Annotated in this window: 18 protein-coding genes and 1 tRNA gene; 5 read left to right on the top strand and 14 right to left on the bottom strand. The window is 63.0% G+C overall.

Going from position 1 to position 19222, the window contains the following annotated elements; genetic code table 11:
- Positions 1–42: 42 nt before the first annotated feature.
- Together QMG83_RS14315 and QMG83_RS14310 are read right to left on the bottom strand one after the other, a co-directional pair.
- Positions 43–1602 carry an ABC transporter substrate-binding protein gene (locus tag QMG83_RS14315; protein WP_283506084.1) on the bottom strand — a complete coding sequence of 520 codons (1560 nt, stop codon included), beginning with the start codon at positions 1600–1602 and terminating at the stop codon, positions 43–45.
- A gap of 88 nt (positions 1603–1690) precedes the next feature.
- Positions 1691–2905 carry an ROK family transcriptional regulator gene (locus tag QMG83_RS14310; RefSeq protein ID WP_283506083.1) on the bottom strand — a complete coding sequence of 405 codons (1215 nt, stop codon included), beginning with the start codon at positions 2903–2905 and terminating at the stop codon, positions 1691–1693.
- 136 nt (positions 2906–3041) lie between these two features.
- On the opposite strand from QMG83_RS14310, the gene QMG83_RS14305 reads away from it, so the two are divergent.
- Positions 3042–4625: an arylsulfatase gene (locus QMG83_RS14305; RefSeq protein ID WP_283506082.1), complete on the top strand. Its 1584-nt coding sequence runs from the start codon at positions 3042–3044 to the stop codon at positions 4623–4625.
- A 422-nt stretch (positions 4626–5047) separates the two neighbouring features.
- On the opposite strand, the gene QMG83_RS14300 is transcribed toward QMG83_RS14305, so the two are convergent.
- The 3 genes from QMG83_RS14300 to QMG83_RS14290 all read right to left on the bottom strand — a co-directional run bounded on the left by QMG83_RS14300 (position 5048) and on the right by QMG83_RS14290 (position 5999).
- Positions 5048–5212: a hypothetical protein gene (locus QMG83_RS14300; protein ID WP_283506081.1), complete on the bottom strand. Its 165-nt coding sequence runs from the start codon at positions 5210–5212 to the stop codon at positions 5048–5050.
- A gap of 207 nt (positions 5213–5419) precedes the next feature.
- Positions 5420–5638: a hypothetical protein gene (locus QMG83_RS14295; protein ID WP_283506080.1), complete on the bottom strand. Its 219-nt coding sequence runs from the start codon at positions 5636–5638 to the stop codon at positions 5420–5422.
- Positions 5639–5917: 279 nt separating this feature from the next.
- Positions 5918–5999, bottom strand: a tRNA-Tyr gene (locus tag QMG83_RS14290).
- Positions 6000–6122: 123 nt separating this feature from the next.
- On the opposite strand from QMG83_RS14290, the gene QMG83_RS14285 reads away from it, so the two are divergent.
- A complete protein-coding gene (locus tag QMG83_RS14285; RefSeq protein WP_283506079.1) occupies positions 6123–7139 on the top strand; it encodes a LacI family DNA-binding transcriptional regulator in 1017 nt (338 codons plus the stop codon).
- Here the strand turns inward: QMG83_RS14285 and QMG83_RS14280 are convergent.
- Genes QMG83_RS14280 through QMG83_RS14265 form a run of 4 tightly spaced genes read right to left on the bottom strand, consistent with a single transcriptional unit; the run spans position 7136 to position 10193 of the window.
- Complete coding sequence (locus QMG83_RS14280) at positions 7136–7888, bottom strand: lysozyme family protein (RefSeq protein ID WP_283506078.1); 753 nt, start codon at positions 7886–7888, stop codon at positions 7136–7138. The two genes, QMG83_RS14285 and QMG83_RS14280, sit on opposite strands and share 4 nt — an antisense overlap.
- Entirely contained in the window at positions 7888–8703 is an 816-nt protein-coding gene (locus tag QMG83_RS14275) for an amino acid ABC transporter ATP-binding protein (RefSeq protein ID WP_283506077.1), read from the bottom strand. Before QMG83_RS14275 ends, QMG83_RS14280 begins: the two co-directional genes overlap by 1 nt.
- Positions 8690–9352, bottom strand: coding sequence for an amino acid ABC transporter permease (locus tag QMG83_RS14270; RefSeq protein ID WP_502949042.1), 663 nt, complete (start codon positions 9350–9352; stop codon positions 8690–8692). The genes QMG83_RS14275 and QMG83_RS14270 overlap by 14 nt, the downstream gene beginning before the upstream one ends.
- Positions 9353–9380: 28 nt before the next feature.
- A complete protein-coding gene (locus QMG83_RS14265; RefSeq protein ID WP_283506076.1) occupies positions 9381–10193 on the bottom strand; it encodes an amino acid ABC transporter substrate-binding protein in 813 nt (270 codons plus the stop codon).
- 203 nt (positions 10194–10396) lie between these two features.
- On the opposite strand from QMG83_RS14265, the gene QMG83_RS14260 reads away from it, so the two are divergent.
- Genes QMG83_RS14260 through cls form a run of 3 tightly spaced genes read left to right on the top strand, consistent with a single transcriptional unit; the run spans position 10397 to position 12995 of the window.
- Positions 10397–10885 (top strand): YajQ family cyclic di-GMP-binding protein, encoded by a 489-nt coding sequence (locus tag QMG83_RS14260; RefSeq protein WP_283506075.1) that lies wholly within the window; start codon positions 10397–10399, stop codon positions 10883–10885.
- Positions 10886–10889: 4 nt separating this feature from the next.
- Positions 10890–11492 carry a hypothetical protein gene (locus QMG83_RS14255; protein ID WP_283506074.1) on the top strand — a complete coding sequence of 201 codons (603 nt, stop codon included), beginning with the start codon at positions 10890–10892 and terminating at the stop codon, positions 11490–11492.
- 27 nt (positions 11493–11519) lie between these two features.
- Positions 11520–12995 (top strand): cardiolipin synthase, encoded by a 1476-nt coding sequence (gene cls, locus QMG83_RS14250; protein ID WP_283506073.1) that lies wholly within the window; start codon positions 11520–11522, stop codon positions 12993–12995.
- Between the two features lie 9 nt (positions 12996–13004).
- Here cls and QMG83_RS14245 read toward each other — a convergent pair whose 3' ends face one another.
- From QMG83_RS14245 to QMG83_RS14225, 5 genes are all read right to left on the bottom strand, one after another.
- Positions 13005–14444, bottom strand: coding sequence for an FGGY-family carbohydrate kinase (locus QMG83_RS14245; protein WP_283506072.1), 1440 nt, complete (start codon positions 14442–14444; stop codon positions 13005–13007).
- The gene (locus QMG83_RS14240) at positions 14441–15904 is read right to left on the bottom strand and encodes an FAD-binding oxidoreductase (RefSeq protein ID WP_283506071.1); all 1464 of its coding nucleotides are present in this window, start codon (positions 15902–15904) and stop codon (positions 14441–14443) included. Before QMG83_RS14240 ends, QMG83_RS14245 begins: the two co-directional genes overlap by 4 nt.
- A gap of 68 nt (positions 15905–15972) precedes the next feature.
- Positions 15973–16749 carry an SDR family oxidoreductase gene (locus tag QMG83_RS14235; RefSeq protein WP_283506070.1) on the bottom strand — a complete coding sequence of 259 codons (777 nt, stop codon included), beginning with the start codon at positions 16747–16749 and terminating at the stop codon, positions 15973–15975.
- Between the two features lie 18 nt (positions 16750–16767).
- Entirely contained in the window at positions 16768–18258 is a 1491-nt protein-coding gene (locus QMG83_RS14230; RefSeq protein WP_283506069.1) for an NAD-dependent succinate-semialdehyde dehydrogenase, read from the bottom strand.
- 48 nt (positions 18259–18306) lie between these two features.
- On the bottom strand, positions 18307–19218 hold the full coding sequence (locus tag QMG83_RS14225) for an NAD(P)-dependent oxidoreductase (RefSeq protein WP_283506068.1): 912 nt from the start codon (positions 19216–19218) through the stop codon (positions 18307–18309).
- Positions 19219–19222 lie beyond the last annotated feature (4 nt).

Genomic DNA, 19222 nt, shown 5'->3' with positions numbered 1-19222 from the left:
TTGGGTGGGGGGTGCGGCCGGGAGGCGGCTCCGCCGAGAGGGTTAGCCGAAGTATGCCTGGTCGAGATCGATGTAATCGAGCATTGTCCAGGCGAGGCCCTTGACCTTGTTGCTGATAGAGAAGGTGTGCGTGGTGTTGACGATGTCGCTCACGAACTGCTGGTCAAGCAGGAAGTCGTTCAGCGCGTCCGTCGCAACCTTGTCGCCGGTTTCCCCTGTCCACACCGCGTTGGCGAGATCCTTGTACTCCTGGTTGTCGAACCCCGAGGCGTTCTTGTCTGCGTTGTACGGGAAGGCCCCCTTGACCAGAGTCGCAGGATTGAGTTGGCCAAACCCGTGACCTGTCATGAACAGACCGTCGAACCCACCGGAGCGCAGCTTGTCGAGGAATTCAGCCGCCTGCACGGGCATCATGTTGGGTTTCAGGCCGGCCTCGGTGAGGTTGAACTCGACGATCTCCGCGAGGCCAACGTTCGGGGCAAAACCAGCGTCGTAGTAGACATTGATCGACGCGCCGGTCGCGCTGGCCTCGTTGAGCAGGTCCTTGGCCTTGGCGATGTCGTAATCGTAGAAGTTTGCCTTGGATTCGTCATAGGCCGGCGAGGCCGGCGACCATGGAAGGGAGGTGGTTTGCCCGACGCCCCCTAGCACCTGCTGCAACACACGGTCGCGATCGATCGAGTAGGCAATCGCCTGGCGAACCCTATTGTCGGAGAGCAGCGGAACGCTGACGTTCGAGCCGAGGTAGTAGGTGGAGTCGAACGCGTCGGACTGAACGACCTCGTACTGCTGGTCGCTCGCGAGCGTCGACGCATCCAAAGGAGCGAGGTCGAGGGCCAGGTCGCTCTGCCCAGACTTGAGCGATGAGAGCATCGACTGCGAGTCACGCACAACCGTGATCTCGACGCCGTCTAGTAGCGGCGCCCCGTCTTTCCAGTAGTCCTCGTTCTTCGTGAGCTCAAGCCCCTGGCCCGGCGTGTAGGTGTCGACCTTGAACGGGCCGGTACCGTTGAATTCCTCGCCGGTGAGCAGCTTGTCAACGGTGTCGACGTCGACGATTCGCATCATCTCGAACAGGTCGAACATGTTGCTCATGCGCTGGCTGAACGTTAAGGTCACATGCAGGTCGTCATCGGCGACCATGTCGGTGATCTTCTTAGCCACGTGCTTCAGCTGCGAAGGTACGTCGTCGCGCAGCAGAGTCTGAATGCTCCCGATCACGTCTGCCGAGGTAAACGCTTTGCCGTCGTGAAAGGTCACACCCTCACGCAGGGTGAAGGCAAGGGTTAGCCCGTCGTCAGACAGGTCCCATTCGGTTGCCAACTCAGGCGTGGGCTCAAGGGTCTTGTGGTCGAGCTCGACGAGCGAGTTGAAAACGAGACGGTTGATGCTGAAATTCGGGTTGTTCTGCGACATCAGTGTGCTGGGTGAGATATCGGCGCCCTGCACGATTTGCAGGATGCCACCAGCGGCGGGGGTGCTCTCGGGCTGCGAGTCCACAGCGGAGACGCAGCCACTCACCGCCAGTGCCACCGATACTGCTGCCGCTGCAACTGCGGCGGTTCGCCGGCCAAGCCGACCGTTCCTTGGGGCGTTTCGCATTGCTGTGACTCCTTTGTCTACTCTCCAGCCGGCAGTGACCAGCGGCTGCCAGTTACTATAGTTGCAGTCTCTAACTAACGCAACACCACTACACCTGGACGTGCTCGAATCCGAAGGGATCGCGGTAATAGGCGTCGAGAAGCAACGAAGCGGACGCAATCGTCGGAGCGAGGTCACCGAACTCCGACGCGCGAACCTCCACCAGTTCACTGAGCTTTGCCATTCGCGTGAACTGCCGACGGAACTCATTGACGTAGTCCGGTGCAGTGGTGATGAGCCCCGCGACAACGAACAGCGGAGGATTGACCAGGTCTGCCATGGCAGCGCCGGCCTCTCCAGCCATGCGCGCCACGCGCGCTATGAGGTCTCGAGCGCCAGGCGCGTCAGCCTGTGCGAGCTCGACGATATCGCGCAGAACCGTCGTGTGAGCGAGACCGTCGCGCTCAGCCGCCGCGAGTACTGCCTCGTCGCTAACGCTACGCTCTAGGCATCCGGATCGTCCGCACTCGCAACGCGTATCACTGCCGCCTCGCACCGGGAAGTGCGCGATCGTGCCAGCAGCCCCGCGGGGCCCCCGGCGTATCGAACCATCTTGCACCAGGGCGGCGCCGACCACATTTCCGATCCACATCTCCACGAAATCGTCAGCACCGCGAGCCGCACCGAACATGCGCTCGGCCAGCGCGAGCCCTCGAACCATCTGATCGAAGTAGAGGGGTAGGTCTAATGAGTCTGAAAGCATCGACCCCAGCGGCACCTCGGCCCACCCCAGGGGCTCAAAGCGAACCACGACCCCACTGTCGGGCTCGACCCATCCACCGACGCTTGCCGCGACTCCCAATATGCGGGTTGTGGTCTCCATCTGGGAGCGCATCTCGACGATTTTACGGATAGCGTCTCGTACGACAACGGCTGGATCGGGGCTGCGGTACGGCTCGCGCCACTCGGCGAGCACACGCCCGCAAAGGTCAACGGCACCGATGCGCGTTTCGTGCGCTCCGAAATGGAGCGTGATGACAGAACGACCTTCACCGGCGAGCTCGATGGGTATAAGCGGGCGCCCGGGGTTCTCCCTGCGGGGCTCTCCCTCCCTGACGATTCCGAGTTCAATGAGCCGATTGGTCACCCTGGTCACTGTTGCCCTGGTGAGACCCACACGATCGGCGATCTCAGCCCTAGCCAACGGGCCCTCCGCAAGGATCGCGCCGAGCACGCTGGCCGCGTTAGCGCGCCCCAAATCAACGGGGGTGCCTCCGGCTTGGCGCGCTGATGCGGCCAGCCCCAAGAATGGCAAGTTTGACATAGTGATGATCGCCTCCTACTCCGCCGTTAGTGCGGCGAGTACACCTTAACCCCGCGAATGAAAGAGGTTTAGTTACTGATTAGAATTATGTGGCACTATGGTCACGGCTCTCGACGTAGAGAACAGGTAAGGAATCATGAATCGCCCCGACATCGTGCTCATCCTCGCGGATGACCTTGGCTTCTCCGACCTCGGCTGCTACGGCGGCGAGCTCAACACCCCCACGCTCGATCGGCTGGGTCGCGAGGGGGTGCGCATGTCGCAGTTCTACAACACCGCCCGTTGCAGTCCCTCGCGTGCATCGCTGCTGACCGGCCTGCATCCCCATCAGACCGGCATCGGCGTGTTGACCCGTCCGGACCTCCCCCGCGGATACCCGGGCAACCTCTCCGAAAGCTCTGCGACTGTAGCCGAGCACCTCTCCGAGGCGGGATGGCGCACCTGGCTCAGTGGCAAGTGGCATCTCTCTGGGGATGTCTCGGCTCCGAGTGGATCGTGGCCCACACGTCGCGGTTTCCAGAAGTTCTTTGGCACGCTCGCTGGTTGTTCGAGTTACTTCGATCCACAAACACTCACCCGCGGAGAGGACCCGGCGCCAGATGCGCGCCGTTCTGAGTTTTACTACACCGACGCCATCAGCGACGAAGCTGTCGGTTGGATCCGCGACCTTGAGGCTGAGGGATCGGATGATCCGTTCTTCCTCTACCTTGCTTACACCGCGCCCCATTGGCCCCTTCACGCCCAGCCAGAGATCATCGCCAACAACTCCGGGAAATTTGATGCCGGCTGGGACAGCCTGCGGGCCGAGCGACTCGAGCGCATGGTATCCGAGGGCATCATCGACGAGGGATCGGAACTGAGTACGCGAGATCCCAGCCAGCCAGCTTGGCAAGATGCGGAGGACCAGAAGTGGCAGGCTCGCCGGATGGAGGCTTACGCAGCCCAGGTCGAATCGATGGACCGGGGTATCGGCCGCGTGCTGCAGGCTATGGCAGATGCAGGCAGGCTCGAGAACGCTCTGGTGATCTTCCTCGCTGACAACGGCGCCTCCGCCGAAGAGCTGCCCATCGGCGACCTCGCCTCCTTCGCGCAAAAAGATGCCGTTCTTCGCTCAGGAACACGCGACGGGCACGATATCCGGGCCGGCAACAGGGCTGACATCGACCCCGGCCCCGAGGACACCTACGCGAGCTACGGTGTGCCGTGGGCCAACCTCTCTAATACGCCGCTGCGACGCTACAAGCGATGGGTGCATGAAGGCGGAATCTCCACTCCCTTCATTGCACACTGGCCTGCCGGACAACTCGCTACGGGATCTGTCGTGACCACTGCGCATCAACTCGTCGACGTACTGCCCACCATTCTGACGGTCGCGGGCATCACACCCGACTCTGATGCCGAGGGTTCCTCCATGCTCGCGAGCCTGCGCGGAGAGGACCTTGAGTCTGATCGAACCCTCTTTTGGGAACACATTGGAAATGCCGCAATCCGTCGTGGACGGTGGAAGCTCGTCAAGGACTTCCCCTCGGATTGGGAACTATACGACATTGACGCCGACCGTAGCGAACTACACGACCGCGCGACAGAACAGCCGGAACTGGTCACCGAACTCACCGCGGCATGGCAGACCTGGGCGAATCGAGTAGGAGTTATTCCTTGGGATCGCATGCTCGACGACTACGCGGTCGAAGGCAAGTCTGCGCAACAGGCGGAGGAATAGCGCACGGCATGACTGCCCACTCGGTCGAGTTGGTCGATCTCGCACGTACATCGTGATGCACAAACGTCAGAGATGTCTTGATAGATCGCAGATGGTCTGTGATCAACTACGTCACGAATAGTGACTTGTGTCGTTCGAGGGCGTCCGCATCCAGGGCGAGCTGTATATAGCGCTGGTCTCGCTTCAAACTTTCTACCCTCAAAGCCTCGGACTGGTCGACCCGGGAAAGAATCGACTTCTCCGTTTTGTCAGCGGCTCCCCGAGGGCACGGCCGAAGTCGAACCCCAGCAGTTGAAGCACGTTGCGGTCTCTACTGAGAGAAGAGGTCGGATAGCGTCGAGCTGTGCCGCGGCTTGCGCGCCTCCGGTGGCACTTTCCAGTTTCTCGAGCAACGGAAAAGGGTGTCGGCAATGTACGTCACGTCACCATTCGTAAAGCCGCTGAGACACAAGCTCAGACTGATAGGCCTGCGCAATTCGAGTCACTTCGGCCTTGTCGGAAATGAGCCCAGAGATGATCTCTTCGAGCCCGGCAATCGCGTCTTTCTGCTTCTCCGCCGCTCGAAGCGCACGAACCCTATCGGTCACCCTCGAAGCACCGTTTCGGGCTGTGTCGACGGCGCTTGAATTCTGAACGTTTTCGGCGTTCGAAAAGTGAACGGTTGCGGGCAGTCTAGCTAGGATTTTCGTCTGTGGTCGTTCGGATGCTGGGGAGGCTGTCAATGCCTCGGCCGCGGAGCCGGTAGCTGGCGCCTTCGAGGGTGAGGACGTCGGCGTGGTGGACGATCCCGTCGATCATTTCGTCTTCGAGTCCCATTTGATCGAGAAGAGATTGACCGACTCCTCGAAAGCCAGGTCATCGACGACCTTAATCTCTTCAAACTGGGTTGTCGCCGGGGCGGAGTCGCGGTCGCGGAGATACCTCAGTCCGGTCACGACCTCCGACCAACCGGTCACGAAGTCGAACGTCGACGTAGAGGCACCGCTGCCCTGGCCGGCGTGAAGGTACAGCAACACCAGGATTGTGGGGTTCGGACCCTACAACCAGTACGGCGTCACCCCGCGTATTGTGTGGCTCGGCGCGCAACCCTTCCCCTTTGAGCCTCTAGGCGACCACGACGCCGCGAAGACAGCGGACGGCCCCGGTCCTCCCCCAGGTTCCGGCGTTCGACGGACGAATCTAGATCGCGCGGATCGCCACCAATCAGCTGCACTTGCGGGCGATGCGTGGGTCTTGTGGGGTTTTGGAGTGGCTGTTTTCGCAAAACAGCACTCTGACCAGCACTTTCTCGGTGGCATGTGAGGGATTCGAACCCCCGAATGCGAAGCAGTCTGATTTACAGTCAGATCCCTTTGGCCACTTGGGTAACATGCCGAGGCACCCTCCCCCAGCGTAATCACTAAGGGAACGTGCGGATCAAGGATACAAGCTCTTTGGGCGAACTGTGACCATGCCTGCGACGGTAAGCTCGGCTCGCGACCGAGGAGGTGCCACCCAATGCCGGGAATCAACCAGGTAGCCCAACTTGCCGGGGTATCCACGGCAACGGTGTCGCGCGCGCTCAGCGGCAATGGGCACGTTTCTGAGACCACCCGCCACCGGGTTCGCGCTGCAGCCCGCGAGCTTGGATACGTGGTCTCGTCGAACGCATCGAGCCTTGCCACCGGCCGCATGCGCAACATCGGCGTGGTCATCCCATTCCTAAACCGCTGGTATTTCGGCGCGGTGCTCGAAGGCGCAGAGCAGGCGCTGCTTCGCCACGGCTACGACCTCACCCTCTACAACCTCAGCGGCGGCGAAGATCAGCGCACGAGCGTGTTCGAAGACTTCCTGCTGCGTAAACGAGTGGATGCCGTCATCGCCATCTCGCTCGAGCTCACCGGCAGCGAGGTCGAGCGACTCCTCACCATCAACAAGCCCATCGTGGGCGTCGGCGGCTCGATTGCCGGGGTGCGCACGCTCAGCATTGACGACGGCGCGGTTGCGCAACTGGCGACGGAGCACCTGCTCGCGCTCGGTCACCGCACGATCGGGTTCATCGGCGGCAACCGTCAGTCCGAGATGGACTTCCACGTGCCATCCCAGCGACGCGGCGGTTTCATTGCGGCGCTGGCCGATGCCGGCCTGACCGCCGACCCGGAACTCTTCCAGTCAGCAGACTTCACCATTCCCGGAGGCTACGCCGCCGCGAAACAGCTGTTCGGCAACCCGCGCAAGCGACCGACCGCGGTGTTCGCGGCATCCGACGAGATGGCCATCGGGGCGATTCTCGCGGCCCGGGATCTCGGATTGAGCGTGCCAGACGATGTCTCAATCATCGGCGTCGACGACCACGAGCTCGCCGAATTCTTCGGCCTGACATCGATCGCCCAGTTCCCCGCGCTTCAGGGTGAAATGGCCGTCGACATCCTCATGGACCAGCTCCACCCGGACCACACGGCACACGCCTCGAGCAACACACCGCTCCCGTTCGAGCTGATCGTGCGCTCCAGCACCTCGCGCCCGAAGTCCTAACCGTCGACGGCGTCGGCGTAACGCTGGGCGGCCGTGGCCACCGCCGTGCCGTAGGTGGTGGCGTTGTTGTACGACGCAATGCCGGACCGCCACCCGTCCGGCGTCACCATCTCCCCCGCAGCCCGGCACATGTGGTTCGCCGCCGCGATGGCGGCGTCGGCGATGTTCTGTGGGTCCGCAATGGCGTCGCCGTTTCCGTCTGACGGCCAACTAGACCAGGTCTGTGGGATGAGCTGCATGGGGCCAACCGCACGGTCGAAGTCGCTGATGCCGTCGATGGCGCCGCCGTCGGAGTCCGGGATGTTCCGGGTCTCGCCCCCGTCGAGCACCACCCCGAAGATGTCGGGACGCACCCGGAGGTCGTCGCCGATCACCGAACCGCCATGCCGCCCGTGGTCGCTCTCAACCAGCCCGATGCCCGCGAGGGTGTTCCATCCGATTCCGCACTCCGGGTAGACCTCACGGCTGCGCACGATCGCTCCGGCATACGCCAGCACGGCAAGCTTCGGGATGCCCGTCTGCTGGGCTGCGCGTGACACCCATTCCGGGTCGATGAGCCCGACATACCCCGGTCGCGTCGGTTCGTCGGCAAACGGAGGGTCAGCTGCCTGCGACGAAAAATCGACGGATGGCTGCTCCGCAGCTCGCGGCTCGTCGACGGGCGTGGGTGTCAGCGCGACCGCCGTCACGACAACCAGGGCGATCACGGCAAGGGTGGCGCCCAGCATCCATAGCCATCGTTTGCTCATCAGAGCGGGAACAGCAGGCGGTGCAAAAACTGCTTCGTGCGCTCGTGCTGCGGATTCGCGAATAACTCGGATGGCGCGCCGCGCTCGACGATCACGCCGCCGTCCATGAACAGCACCTCGTCGGCCACCTGCCGGGCGAAGACCAGCTCGTGCGTGACCACCACCATGGTCCATCCGTCGTCGGCGAGCCCTTTCAGCACGCCGAGCACGTCGCCGACCAGCTCCGGGTCGAGCGACGATGTCGGCTCGTCGAACAGCAGAAGTTGGGGTTTGAGGGCGAGCGCCCGCACGATGCCAACGCGTTGCTGCTGGCCGCCCGAGAGCTCGAACGGGTAGCTGTCGCGCTTGTCGGCGAGCCCGACCCGGTCGAGCAAGGCCAGAGCCTCGGCTTCGGCCTCGGCACGCGCGCGTCGCTGCACGATGATCGGCCCCTCGACCACGTTCTGCAGAACGGTCTTGTGCGGGAACAGGTTGAAGTGCTGAAACACCATCGCCGACCGATCGCGAAGGCGCTCGGCCTGCAGCTGTCGCATCCGCGGTTTCGCAGGTGCGGCGAAGTCGACGCGCACCTCGTCGTCGGCCCCGAGCGTCTCGCCGCCGCGGATCGTGACGATGCCGGCATCCGGTCGCTCCAAGCCGTTCAGCGAGCGCAGCACCGTCGTCTTGCCCGAGCCCGACGGACCGATCAGCACCGTAACGCTGCCCTTGTTCAGGCTCAGATCGATCGAGTGCAGCACCTCGGTTTTGCCGAAAGCCTTCGACAGTCCGGTGACCTCGAGCAGCGGGGATCCCCCGGCGACTTCAGTGGGCGACATAGCGGTCCAACCTCTTCTCCAGACGGTTTTGCGCCGTAGACAGGCCCAGACAGATCACCCAGTAGACCAGGGCCGCCTCGATGTAGATGAGCATGAAATCCTGGCTGAACGCCGCGACCTTCTGCGCTTCGCGGAAGAGCTCGGTGACGAGGATCAGCGACGCGAGCGAGGTGTCCTTCACCAACGAGATGAAAGTGTTCGACAACGGTGGCACCGAGACCCGCGCCGCCTGCGGCAGGATGATGCGGCGCAAGCTCGTCGACCTACGCATCCCGAGCGTGAAACCGGCTTCCCACTGCCCCTTCGGAACCGACAGGATCGCCGCCCGGATCACCTCGGCGGCATAGCCGCCCACGTTCAGGGAGAACGCGATGACGGCGCTCGGCCACGGGTCGATGAGCAGCCCGAGACTAGGCAACCCGTAGAAAATCACGAAGAGCTGCACCAGCAAGGGGGTACCGCGGATGACCGAGATGTTGAAACGCGCGAGCGCCGATAACACCCGGATGCCCGAGATCCGCGCCAGGGCGACGAACAGCGCGATGACCAGCCCGAGCGCAAACGAGGCGAGAGCGACGGGGATGGTGCCGATAAGGCCGCCGAGCGCGATCGGGCCCAAGGCCGACCAGAACAACTCCCAGTTGATCATCCGTCATCCGATCCGGTAGTGGGTGTGGTTACTGGCTTACATCCTCCCCGAAATATTTCTTCGAGATCGAGGCGAGCGTGCCGTCGGCGCGTAGTTCATCGAGCGCCTTGTCGACCGCGGCGACCAGATCGCTGCTGCCCTTACGGAAGACAAGCGCGTTCTTGGACACCTCATCGGTGTCGGCCACGATCTTCAGGCCGGTGTCTCCCTCGGTCTTCTGGTAGTCAAGAAAGGTGAGCTTGTCGTTGACGGTCGCATCCACGCGACCCTGGCGGACCAGTTCCGCCGCCTGAGCCCATCCCTCGACCGACTGCACCACGGCGCCAGCGTCTTCGGCGACCTTGTACCAGTTGCTCGTCAGCGACTGCGCGCTCGAGTGGCCGGACAGGGTCGCGAACGACGTGATGTCTGTGTTGTCCTCGGCCACGATCAGCACGCCGGGCGAAACCGTGTACGGCTCGCTGAAGTCGTAGACGGCCTCACGCTCGGGGTTGATCGAGATCTGGTTCGCGATCACGTCGAAGCGGCCCGCCTCGAGCCCCGCGAAGATGCCGTCGAATTGGGTCTCCTTGAACTCGACATCGAGGTCGAGCTTGTCGGCGACCGCGGTGATCACATCGATGTCGTACCCGGTGATGTCGCCAGACCCTCCCTCGTGGAAGCTGAACGGGCGGTAGGTGCCCTCCGTGGCCACAACGAGCTTTCCCGCCTTCTGCACGTCGGCGAGCGAAGTGCCCGCGGAAGGTTCGGCCGAGTTCTCAGCCGGACCAGAGGCCGAGCAGCCAACCAGGGCTACGAGCGTGACTGCTGTTGCTGCGATGACAAGAAATTTGTTGACCATGAGACTGCCTGATTCTGTGTGTGGTGGTGTGGTTTTCGTACGGTCGGTGCCGATGAGCACAAGATTGAGGCTACGCAGACTGCCGCCGAGAGGGGCGGATGCGACGCCGCGTGACGCTGCACCGCCGCTCGCTGCAACCGATGCGCGCCTCGGGGCATTCCCGCGGACGCGACGGAACGCCGTCGAGGTTCTAGCATGGGTACATGGCAGATTCCACATTCGACATCGTCAGCAAGGTCGACCAGATGGAGGCAGACAACGCCGTCAATCAGGCGCAGAAAGAGATCGCCACGCGATACGACTTCAAGGGCGTCGGCGCATCCATCGAATGGAGCGGCGAGAAGCTGCTGCTGAAGGCGAGCGCCGAAGAGCGCGTGAAAGCGGTGCTCGAGGTGCTCGAGGCCAAGTTCATCAAGCGCGGCATCTCGCTGCGGTCCCTCGATGCCGGAGAGCCTTTCGCGAGCGGCAAGGAATACCGCATCGAAATCAGCCTCAAGAACGGCATCTCGTCTGAAGACGCCAAGAAGGTTTCGAAGATCATCCGTGACGAGGGCCCCAAGGGCGTGAAGTCGCAGATCCAGGGCGACGAGCTTCGCGTGCAGTCGAAGAGCCGCGACGACCTGCAGGCGACCATGGCGTTGCTCAAAGGCAAAGACCTCGACGTCGACCTGCAGTTCGTGAACTTCCGGTAGAACAATGTCGGCCGCGCCGTACGATGACCCATCGTACGAGCGCGAACTTCAACGACGGGCCTACTCCAAACCAATGGATGGGGTCGATCCCACCGCAGCCCAGGCGGAACTCGCTGCCATCGCTGAATCGCGGCGGCCGGCGCCCGAGATCGAATGGCGGCCGCTCAGCGTGCCCTCCGTCGTGATGCGGCGCCAGAAGCTCGCCGTCATCGTCGCGCTCGCCGTCACGCTGGCTGCGGCCAGCGCCCTCGCCCTCGTGCCGGTGCCATCCCTCATGGTGTTCAGCTTTCCCCAGTTGGGTACCCCGACCTGGCCGGGCGGGGCAGATCGAGAGGAGCGTGCAGACAGGATCCGCTGGCTCGCCAGCAGCAATGGTTGGGATGTCTTCGCCTTCACCACCACGGGCGGCAACATCTGCATGGCAGGCTTCGAGGGCATGCTCAGCTCGGGTGGGACGTGCACCAGTAAAGGAGTTTTCATGATCATCGGCCTGCGGATGGGGATGAGTCGAATCAACTCGGATGGCACCGAATACCTGAGCGTCAAGTGGGGACCGACGGGCGGCGCACGCACATCCGATCTTCCACTCGCTGAATGGAAGGACTAGGGGTTCTCTGTCGATAGGATTCGATCGATGGATGATTTCGCCCTTTTCTTCGTTTCCAACATCTCGATTGCCGGGGTGTTGTTGGTTGTCGACTACATCATCCGGATCGTGGCACTGCTCGTCGTTCCCCGCAATCGCCGACCGCAGACCGCGATGGCCTGGCTGCTGGCGATCTTCTTCGTGCCGTACGTCGGAGTGATCCTCTTCCTCATCGTGGGAAGTGCCAAGCTCTCGCGGGATCGCCGACGCAAGCAGGCGCAGATCAACGAGTACATCCTCGAAACAACCGAGGGAATCGATCTCGTCAAGCGCGACCCACCGTGGCCGTCATGGCTCGAACCGATCGTCGAACTCAACCGCACCCTGGGCGCCATGCCGCTGGTCGGCGGCAACAAGGCAAAGCTATATTCGGACAATCAGGAAGCCCTCGACGCCATGACCGAGGCGATCAAGGGCGCCAAGAAGAGCCTGCACGTCGAGTTCTACATCCTGTCGCTGGATGCAACGACGGCTCCCTTTTTCGACGCGCTGGAGGACGCCCACAACCGTGGGGTCGTCGTCAGGGTGCTGCTCGACCACCTCGGGAATTTCCAGTATCCCGGCTACCGCCGGACCAAGCGGCGGCTGAACAGCATGGGCATTCAATGGCACCTGATGCTGCCGTTCCAGCCGCTCCGGGGAAAAATCCGGCGCCCCGACCTCCGCAACCATCGCAAGATCCTCGTGATCGACGACACCGTCGCCTTCACCGGGTCGCAGAACGTGATCGAAACCGGGTATCAGCGTCGCAAGAACCACCGCCGGGGGCTGCACTGGAAAGACTTCATGGTGCGCTTCGAGGGCCCGGTCGTGGCCGGCCTCAACGCCTTGTTCATCACGGACTGGTATTCGGAGACCGACGATCTGGTGGAGCGCGGCTCTGCGCTCGAGTTCATGACCGAGGGCACCGGGGACGTCGACTGTCAGGTGGTTCCGAGTGGGCCCGGCTTCCCCGGCGAGAACAACCTCCGGCTGTTCAACTCGCTGGTGTACGCGGCCCAGGAGAAGGTCATCCTGGTCAGCCCCTACTTTGTGCCTGATGATTCGATGCTCTACGCGATCACCACCGCTGCCCAGAGCGGGCTCAGGGTCGAGCTGTATGTGTCAGAAATCGGGGACCAGTTCTTCGTGTACCACGCCCAGCGCAGCTACTACGAGGTACTGCTCAAGGCAGGCGTGCACATTTTCCTTTACAAGTCCCCGACGGTTCTGCACGCCAAGCACATGACGATCGATGATGACGTCGCGGTCATCGGTTCTAGCAACATGGATATGCGCTCGTTCACCCTCGACCTCGAGGTGTCGGTCATGGTGCGCGGCAAGGCCTTCATCGACTCCCTGCGTGAGGTCGAAGAGTCGTACCGCGCGAACAGCCGTGAGCTCACCCTCGAAGAGTGGGAGAAGCGCGGATTCCTGGTGAGCGCCCTCGACAACATCGCCAGGCTCACTGCAGCAGTGCAGTAACCGCTGGCGTCAGGCTCCGGAAGCGCCAGTCGAGTTCGCGCTCAGCCAGGCAAACAGTGGATCGGTGAACTCAGCAAGGCCGGCATGCTTCGCTGCGAACGGAGCGTACGATGCAACCGAGAGAGGATCTGGTTCAATTCGGTCCGCCACACGAACGGTTTCGCGAACAGCCGTGTCCCAGTCCGGATGGATTCCGGTGCCAACGAATGCGCAGATGGCGGCTCCCAGCCCGGCAGCATCCGTGATGACGGTCCTGCGTACGGGGCGATCAAGCACATTGGCGAGGATGTGCAACATCAGCAATGAACGCGAGCCACCGCCAGACACAATCACCTCTCGACATCGGCGTCCGAGCGCCGTTTCCATAGCGTCCAGATGAACGCGCATCGTGAAAGCGATGGACTCCAGCACGGCTCGATACAGGTGATATCGCCCTTGGCTGCCGTCAAAACCAAGAAATGCTCCTCGCCGTTCAGGGTGGTCGCCCGGCGCAAGCCAGTCAAGTATGGCGAAGAGTCCCCCGCTGCCGATGGGTACGTCCTGCGCACCCATCTCGAGAGCCCGTTCGTCGACAGCTGGCCCTCCCCCGGAGTTCAGCAGATCCCGATACCAACTGACCGTCCACATGCCACGTCGGATGCCACCACTCTCGTTCAGGTATCCACCGGGTCTCGAGTCGAAGTTGACCCAATACGAACTCGAGGTCGAGACGGGCGATCGACCGGGCGTCATCGCAGCGATGTACGTGCCCAGGGACAGGAGCGCATCGTGTTCTGACACCAGACCGCTGCCGAGCGCTTCGACGGCCTTGTCGTTCGCCGTCGCGAACACCGGCAATCCCTCCGGCAACCCGGTTGCGATTGCCGCGTCCGGCGCCACCATACCGAGCAATTCGCCGGGCTCCACGAGTTCAGCGAGCTGGTCGCGGCGCATCCCCGTCGCGATGTAGTCAGAGTCGTTGCGTGACCAGGCCCGCCGCTCGACGTCAATGGGCCACACGCCCTGATAGTTCGCGACGGTGTCACGGTAGGCACCCGTGAGTCGACCTGTGATGTAGCCGGACGAGGTCGTGATGCGCGCGACCCGATCGTCGTCGGCGACGTGAGGGCGTGACACCCTCGCATCCATCCAACTGAGAACCGGCTCGACAAGAAGCCCGTCTCGGTCGAGAAGTGCGCGGCAGAACCTGATCGTGCACAACCCCACCCCGGCGATCTCGGCAAGGTCCCCGTCGAACGCGGCGAGCGCCTCACGACAGGTTGCGGCGACAGACTCCCACAGGTCGTCGCCGGGATGCACAACCCGATCGGCGGTGGAGGTGTCATACGGTCGGAGACGCTGCTGCGCCGACGCGTGGACGTTGCCCTTCTCGTCGAAGATCATGACCTTCGTACTTTGCGAGCCGTTGTCGATGGCGACAACGAAGCGCCCCCCGGCCGAACTCGTCACTGTTCGAGGGGGATGATCGTGCCTGCGTTCATGATGCCGTTCGGGTCAAACGCACGCTTGAGGGTTTCGAGCATTGAGTAGGCGCTGCCGTGCTCTTCGGCCGTCCAGTCCGTGCGGTACTTGCCGATGCCGTGGTGGTGCACCATTGATCCGCCGAGACGAAGCGACTCCTCGACGATGATCGCGTTGAGTGGGATGTGATACTCGTCGATCTCGTCGCGTGGCTCGCAGTTGATCATGTAGTCGTAGACGAAATACAGGTTCGTTCCCGTCTGATAGCTGTGCGATGAATGCGCGCCCAGCATCGTCAGATCTGCGGCGCGCGGAAACTCGTTGCGAACCCTCGTCATGATCGCATCATAGAGCGCGCGAACCCGCGACCAGTCGATGGAGACCTCCGTCGTGTAGCCGAGATGGTGCTCGTTGAGCATGGTCAGCTTCTCGGCATCGATCTTGTCCTGGCCCCAGTTCAGGTTGTCGAACCAGGTCTCGATCAGTGAGGTCTCCACACGCTCGTGCGGGCGCCCCGCGAACAGCGCCTCGATCGCGTCCGCCGTCGCATCCGCTATTCCCTTGGGGCCTTCCGCAACCAGAATCACCACGCTCTTGTCGTTCGCGAAATGCGCGAAGTGCTGGCGGGCGTCCTCGGGCGAGTACGCCCGGCACACGCTCGGGCGGTATCCGTCTGTGACGAGCTGACGCAAGGCATCAACGCCATCCGCGAAGTCGTCGACGAGGAATCCGAAGAATCGGTTGTTCTCAGGCTGGTAGCGGAAGACCTTAATCGTCACCTCGGTGACGTAGCACAGAGCACCCTCGTTGCCGATCACGATGTGCCGGATATCAGGCCCTGCAGCGCGGCGCGGAACATTCTTGATCCGCGAGATGTGTCCTCCGGGGAAGACGGCCTCCAGCCCCACCACCATGTCTTCGATCGCGCCGTAGAGGGTGGAGAACTGTCCAATCGACCTTGTCGCCACGAGCCCACCATACTGAGCGAGTGGCTTCGACTGCGGCGAGTGCCCCGTAGTGAGCCCCTGCAGACGGAGGTGATCCTCGAGAACCTGGAGGGGTACTCCGCACTGCACGGTCGCCATCATGTCGATCGGGTCGACGTTCAGAATCGCGTTCATGCGCGAACCATCCAGCACGATCGTGTCGTCGATGACCGTCTCGAGCCCACCTTCGGTCGCCGTGCGACCAGTTCGGGGAACGACGTTGATGAGATTCTCGTCAGCAAAGCGCAGCACTGCTGCAACCTGCTCCGCGCTCTCGGGGTAGGCGATGACGGCCGGAATGGGTCCGTCGAAGATACCGTGAACTGCCGAGTACTTGCGGAAGCGGTCGACGCTCGCCTCCCGCAGGTTGTGGAGATCTGTGTCGGTCCCGTCAGGGCCGAGCAGAGCGAGAACGCCGGCGACAACCTCGTCACGGGCGAGTGGGGAGCGGGATCGTGCCATGGTGTGTGCCTTCTGTTCTGGGGAGATGTGATGGGTTTGTCAGCGGTGGAGCCGGATGGCGGGCGCTTTCATCGCACCAGATAGCCGCCGTCGACCACGAGCACGTGGCCGTTGACGTAGTCGGAGGCGCGGCTGGCGAGGAACACCGTCGCGCCCATGAGATCTGCTGGGTCACCCCAGCGATCCGCCGGGATGTGCTCGAGCACGCGACGTGACGCATCGTCGTCGGCCCGAGTGGCTTCGGTGATAGCAGTGGCGAAATAGCCGGGAGCAATCGCATTGACCTGCACTCCCCGCCCCGCGAGTTCATCGCAGTATGCCTTCGTGAAGCCGACCATTCCCGCCTTCGTCGCGGCGTACGCCGGCGATGAACGGCCGCCGAGGAACGAGAAGAGGGACGCGATGTTGATGATCTTGCCGCCGCCACCGGCAGACATGCGCACCCCGGCTTCGTGGGCGAGCTCGAAAGCGGCTGTCAGGTTGACGGCGAGCATCGGATCCCACAGCTCACGGTTGAAGTCCTCCACGTCGGCAAGTAAGCAAATGCCTGCTGAATTGACGAGGATGTCGATTGACCCCAGCCGGTCGACGCACTCGGCAACGACCTGTGCCGGAATCCCTCGCTGAGAGATGTCTGCTGTCATGAATTCATAACGGCCGCCGCGTTCCTCGACCAACCTGCGGGTGGTGCCGTCATCTTCCGCCAGGGCGGCCACGAACACGTCGGCGCCCGCGGCAGCCAGCGCGACACTGAAAGCCCTGCCCAGACCGGTGTTGCCACCCGTCACGATCGCCGCTCGCCCCTTCAGGGAGAACAGGTCGGTGCTGAATTCTTCAATCTTCATGTGGTTATCCTCGCCCGATCAGCCGGCGAATGGGTCGGCGATGCCGATATAGCGGGTCTCGAGGTATTCGTCGATTCCTTCGAACCCTCCCTCGCGGCCAAGGCCAGACTGCTTGACTCCGCCGAAGGGCGCAGCAGGGTTCGAGACGACACCGGCATTCAGCCCGAACATCCCTGAGTCGATCTGCTCGGCGAGGCGCAGCCCACGGTTGAGGTCACGGGTGAAGGCGAAAGCAACCAGGCCGTATTCGGTCGCATTGGCGAGTTCAATCGCCTCCTCCTCCGTGTCGAAGACGACGATGGGCGCCACCGGTCCGAAGATTTCTTCGCCCAGGATGCGCGCACCATGGGGCACGTCGGTGAGAACTGTGGGCTCATAGAAGTAGCCGGCACCGTCGAGCGACCGTCCGCCGAGGGCGACGGTGGCGCCATCCTCGATTGCACCCTGAACGAGCGACGCCACCTTCTGGCGAGTGGCCTCATCTACGAGGGGACCCATCGTCGAATGGGGTTCCGTGCCTCGTGCCACCGTCACAGCAGCCATCCGCTCAGTGAACGCCTGGGTGAACGCCTCGGCGATTCCACGTTGCACCAGGAACCGGTTCGCCGCGACACACGCCTCGCCCCCATTGCGCATCTTCGCGGCGATCGCGCCGTCGACAGCACTGTCAAGATCAGCATCATCGAACACCAGGAACGGCGCGTTTCCGCCCAGTTCCATCGAGACCTTCAGCACCTGGTGGGCGGAATCCGCAATGAGTCGACGGCCAACCTCAGTCGAGCCCGTAAACGACAGCTTTCGCAGCCGCGAATCGGTGATGAGGGGGCCGGTGACGGCGCCGGCGCTGGAGGTCGGGATCACGTTGAGCACGCCGTCGGGGAGCCCGGCCTCACGCAGGGTCTCGGCCAGAAGCAGAGCGGTGAGCGGGGTAAGAGCCGCGGGCTTCAAGACCATCGTGCACCCTGCTGCGATGGCCGGTGCAATCTTGCGGGTCGCCATTGCGAGCGGAAAGTTCCAGGGCGTGATGAGGAGGCTCGGCCCGACCGGTCGCTTGAGCACGAGCAGCCGGTTCTTGCCGTCAGGAGCGGTGGAGTATCGACCCGAGATTCGCGGCGCCTCCTCGCTGAACCACCGCAGGAATTCAGCACCGTAGGCAACCTCCCCGCGGGATTCAGCCAGTGGCTTGCCCATCTCCAGCGTCATGAGCAGAGCGAAGTCGTCGCTGCGCGCCGTCACGAGTTCGAAGGCACGACGCAGGATTTCGGCACGCTCGCGAGGCGCGGTAGCCGCCCACGCCGGCTGCGCGGCATGGGCGGCTGCGAGTGCAGCCTCGCCGTCGGCCGGTCGAGCGTCAGCCACAGCGGCGAGCACCTGGCCGTTCGACGGGTCGATGACGTCGAACGTGGAGCCGTCCGCAGAATCGACCCAGCCGTCTGCAAGCAGCAGTTGGTGTGGAACACGGGCGATCAGCGAACGTTCGAGTTCTGATGTGACAGGAGAAGTGGTCATGATGTCGGCTTCCGATGTGAGGGGAGGTGCGGGGATTCGGTCGGACGATTAGAGCCGGAGTTGATGCCCGATCGCATCCTCGTAGAGGGCGAACGGTGTCATCTCACCAGCTCGGTCGCCGTAGCGCTCGCGGGCCGTCTGATAAAGGTCTTTCACGAGGCCCGAGAGTGGCGCATCGACACCGACCGCCGCCGCGAGATCGGCCGACAGCCCGAGATCCTTGCAGGCGAGCGCTACCGCGAAGCCCTCGTCATAGTCACCGTGCTCGAGGATAGACAGCACATCACGTTCGACGAAAGTGCTGTTGGCGGGGCTGGCGATCAGGGAGTCTCGCAATACCGCCAGATCCACTCCCGCCTTTGCGCCGACCGCGAGCACTTCTGCCGTCGCGACGAGGTGAGAGAACCAGAGCTGGTTGATCATGAGCTTGACCGCATAGCCTGCACCATGGCCACCGACGTGCAGGATGCGCTCGGGATCTCCCATCGCCTCCAGCACCGGCCGTACCCGCAGCACGTCGTCGGCGTCGCCGCCCACGAAGATCTGCAGCATTCCCGACGCAGCGCCCACACTCATTCCGCTCACGGGAGCGTCGAGAATGTGCAGTCCGCGAGCGGCCTCCACCTCGCGAACCCTGGCCGCAACTTCGGGCACTGACGTCGACATGTCGATCCAGGTTCCGCCGTTGGCGATTCCAGCGAGGATGCCACGCTCACCGTTCACGACCTCGTCGACGTGGCGCGGCGTGGGCAACATCGTGATAACGATGTCGCTGGCCGCCGCGACGTCAGCGGCACTGTCGGCCCAGACTGCTCCACCGGCAATAACGTGGTCCGCAGATTCGCGGCGGATGTCGGTAACGACCAGGGGGAAGCCCGAGGCCTGCAGGTTGCGGGTCATCCCTGATCCCATATTGCCCAGTCCGATGAAGCCGATCGTGGGGGTGGTGGCGGTGGCCATGATG

The sequence above is a fragment of the Salinibacterium sp. G-O1 genome (assembly GCF_030063305.1).
In the GTDB taxonomy this organism is placed as follows: domain Bacteria; phylum Actinomycetota; class Actinomycetes; order Actinomycetales; family Microbacteriaceae; genus Rhodoglobus.
This window is presented reverse-complemented; position numbering and strand designations above follow the sequence as displayed.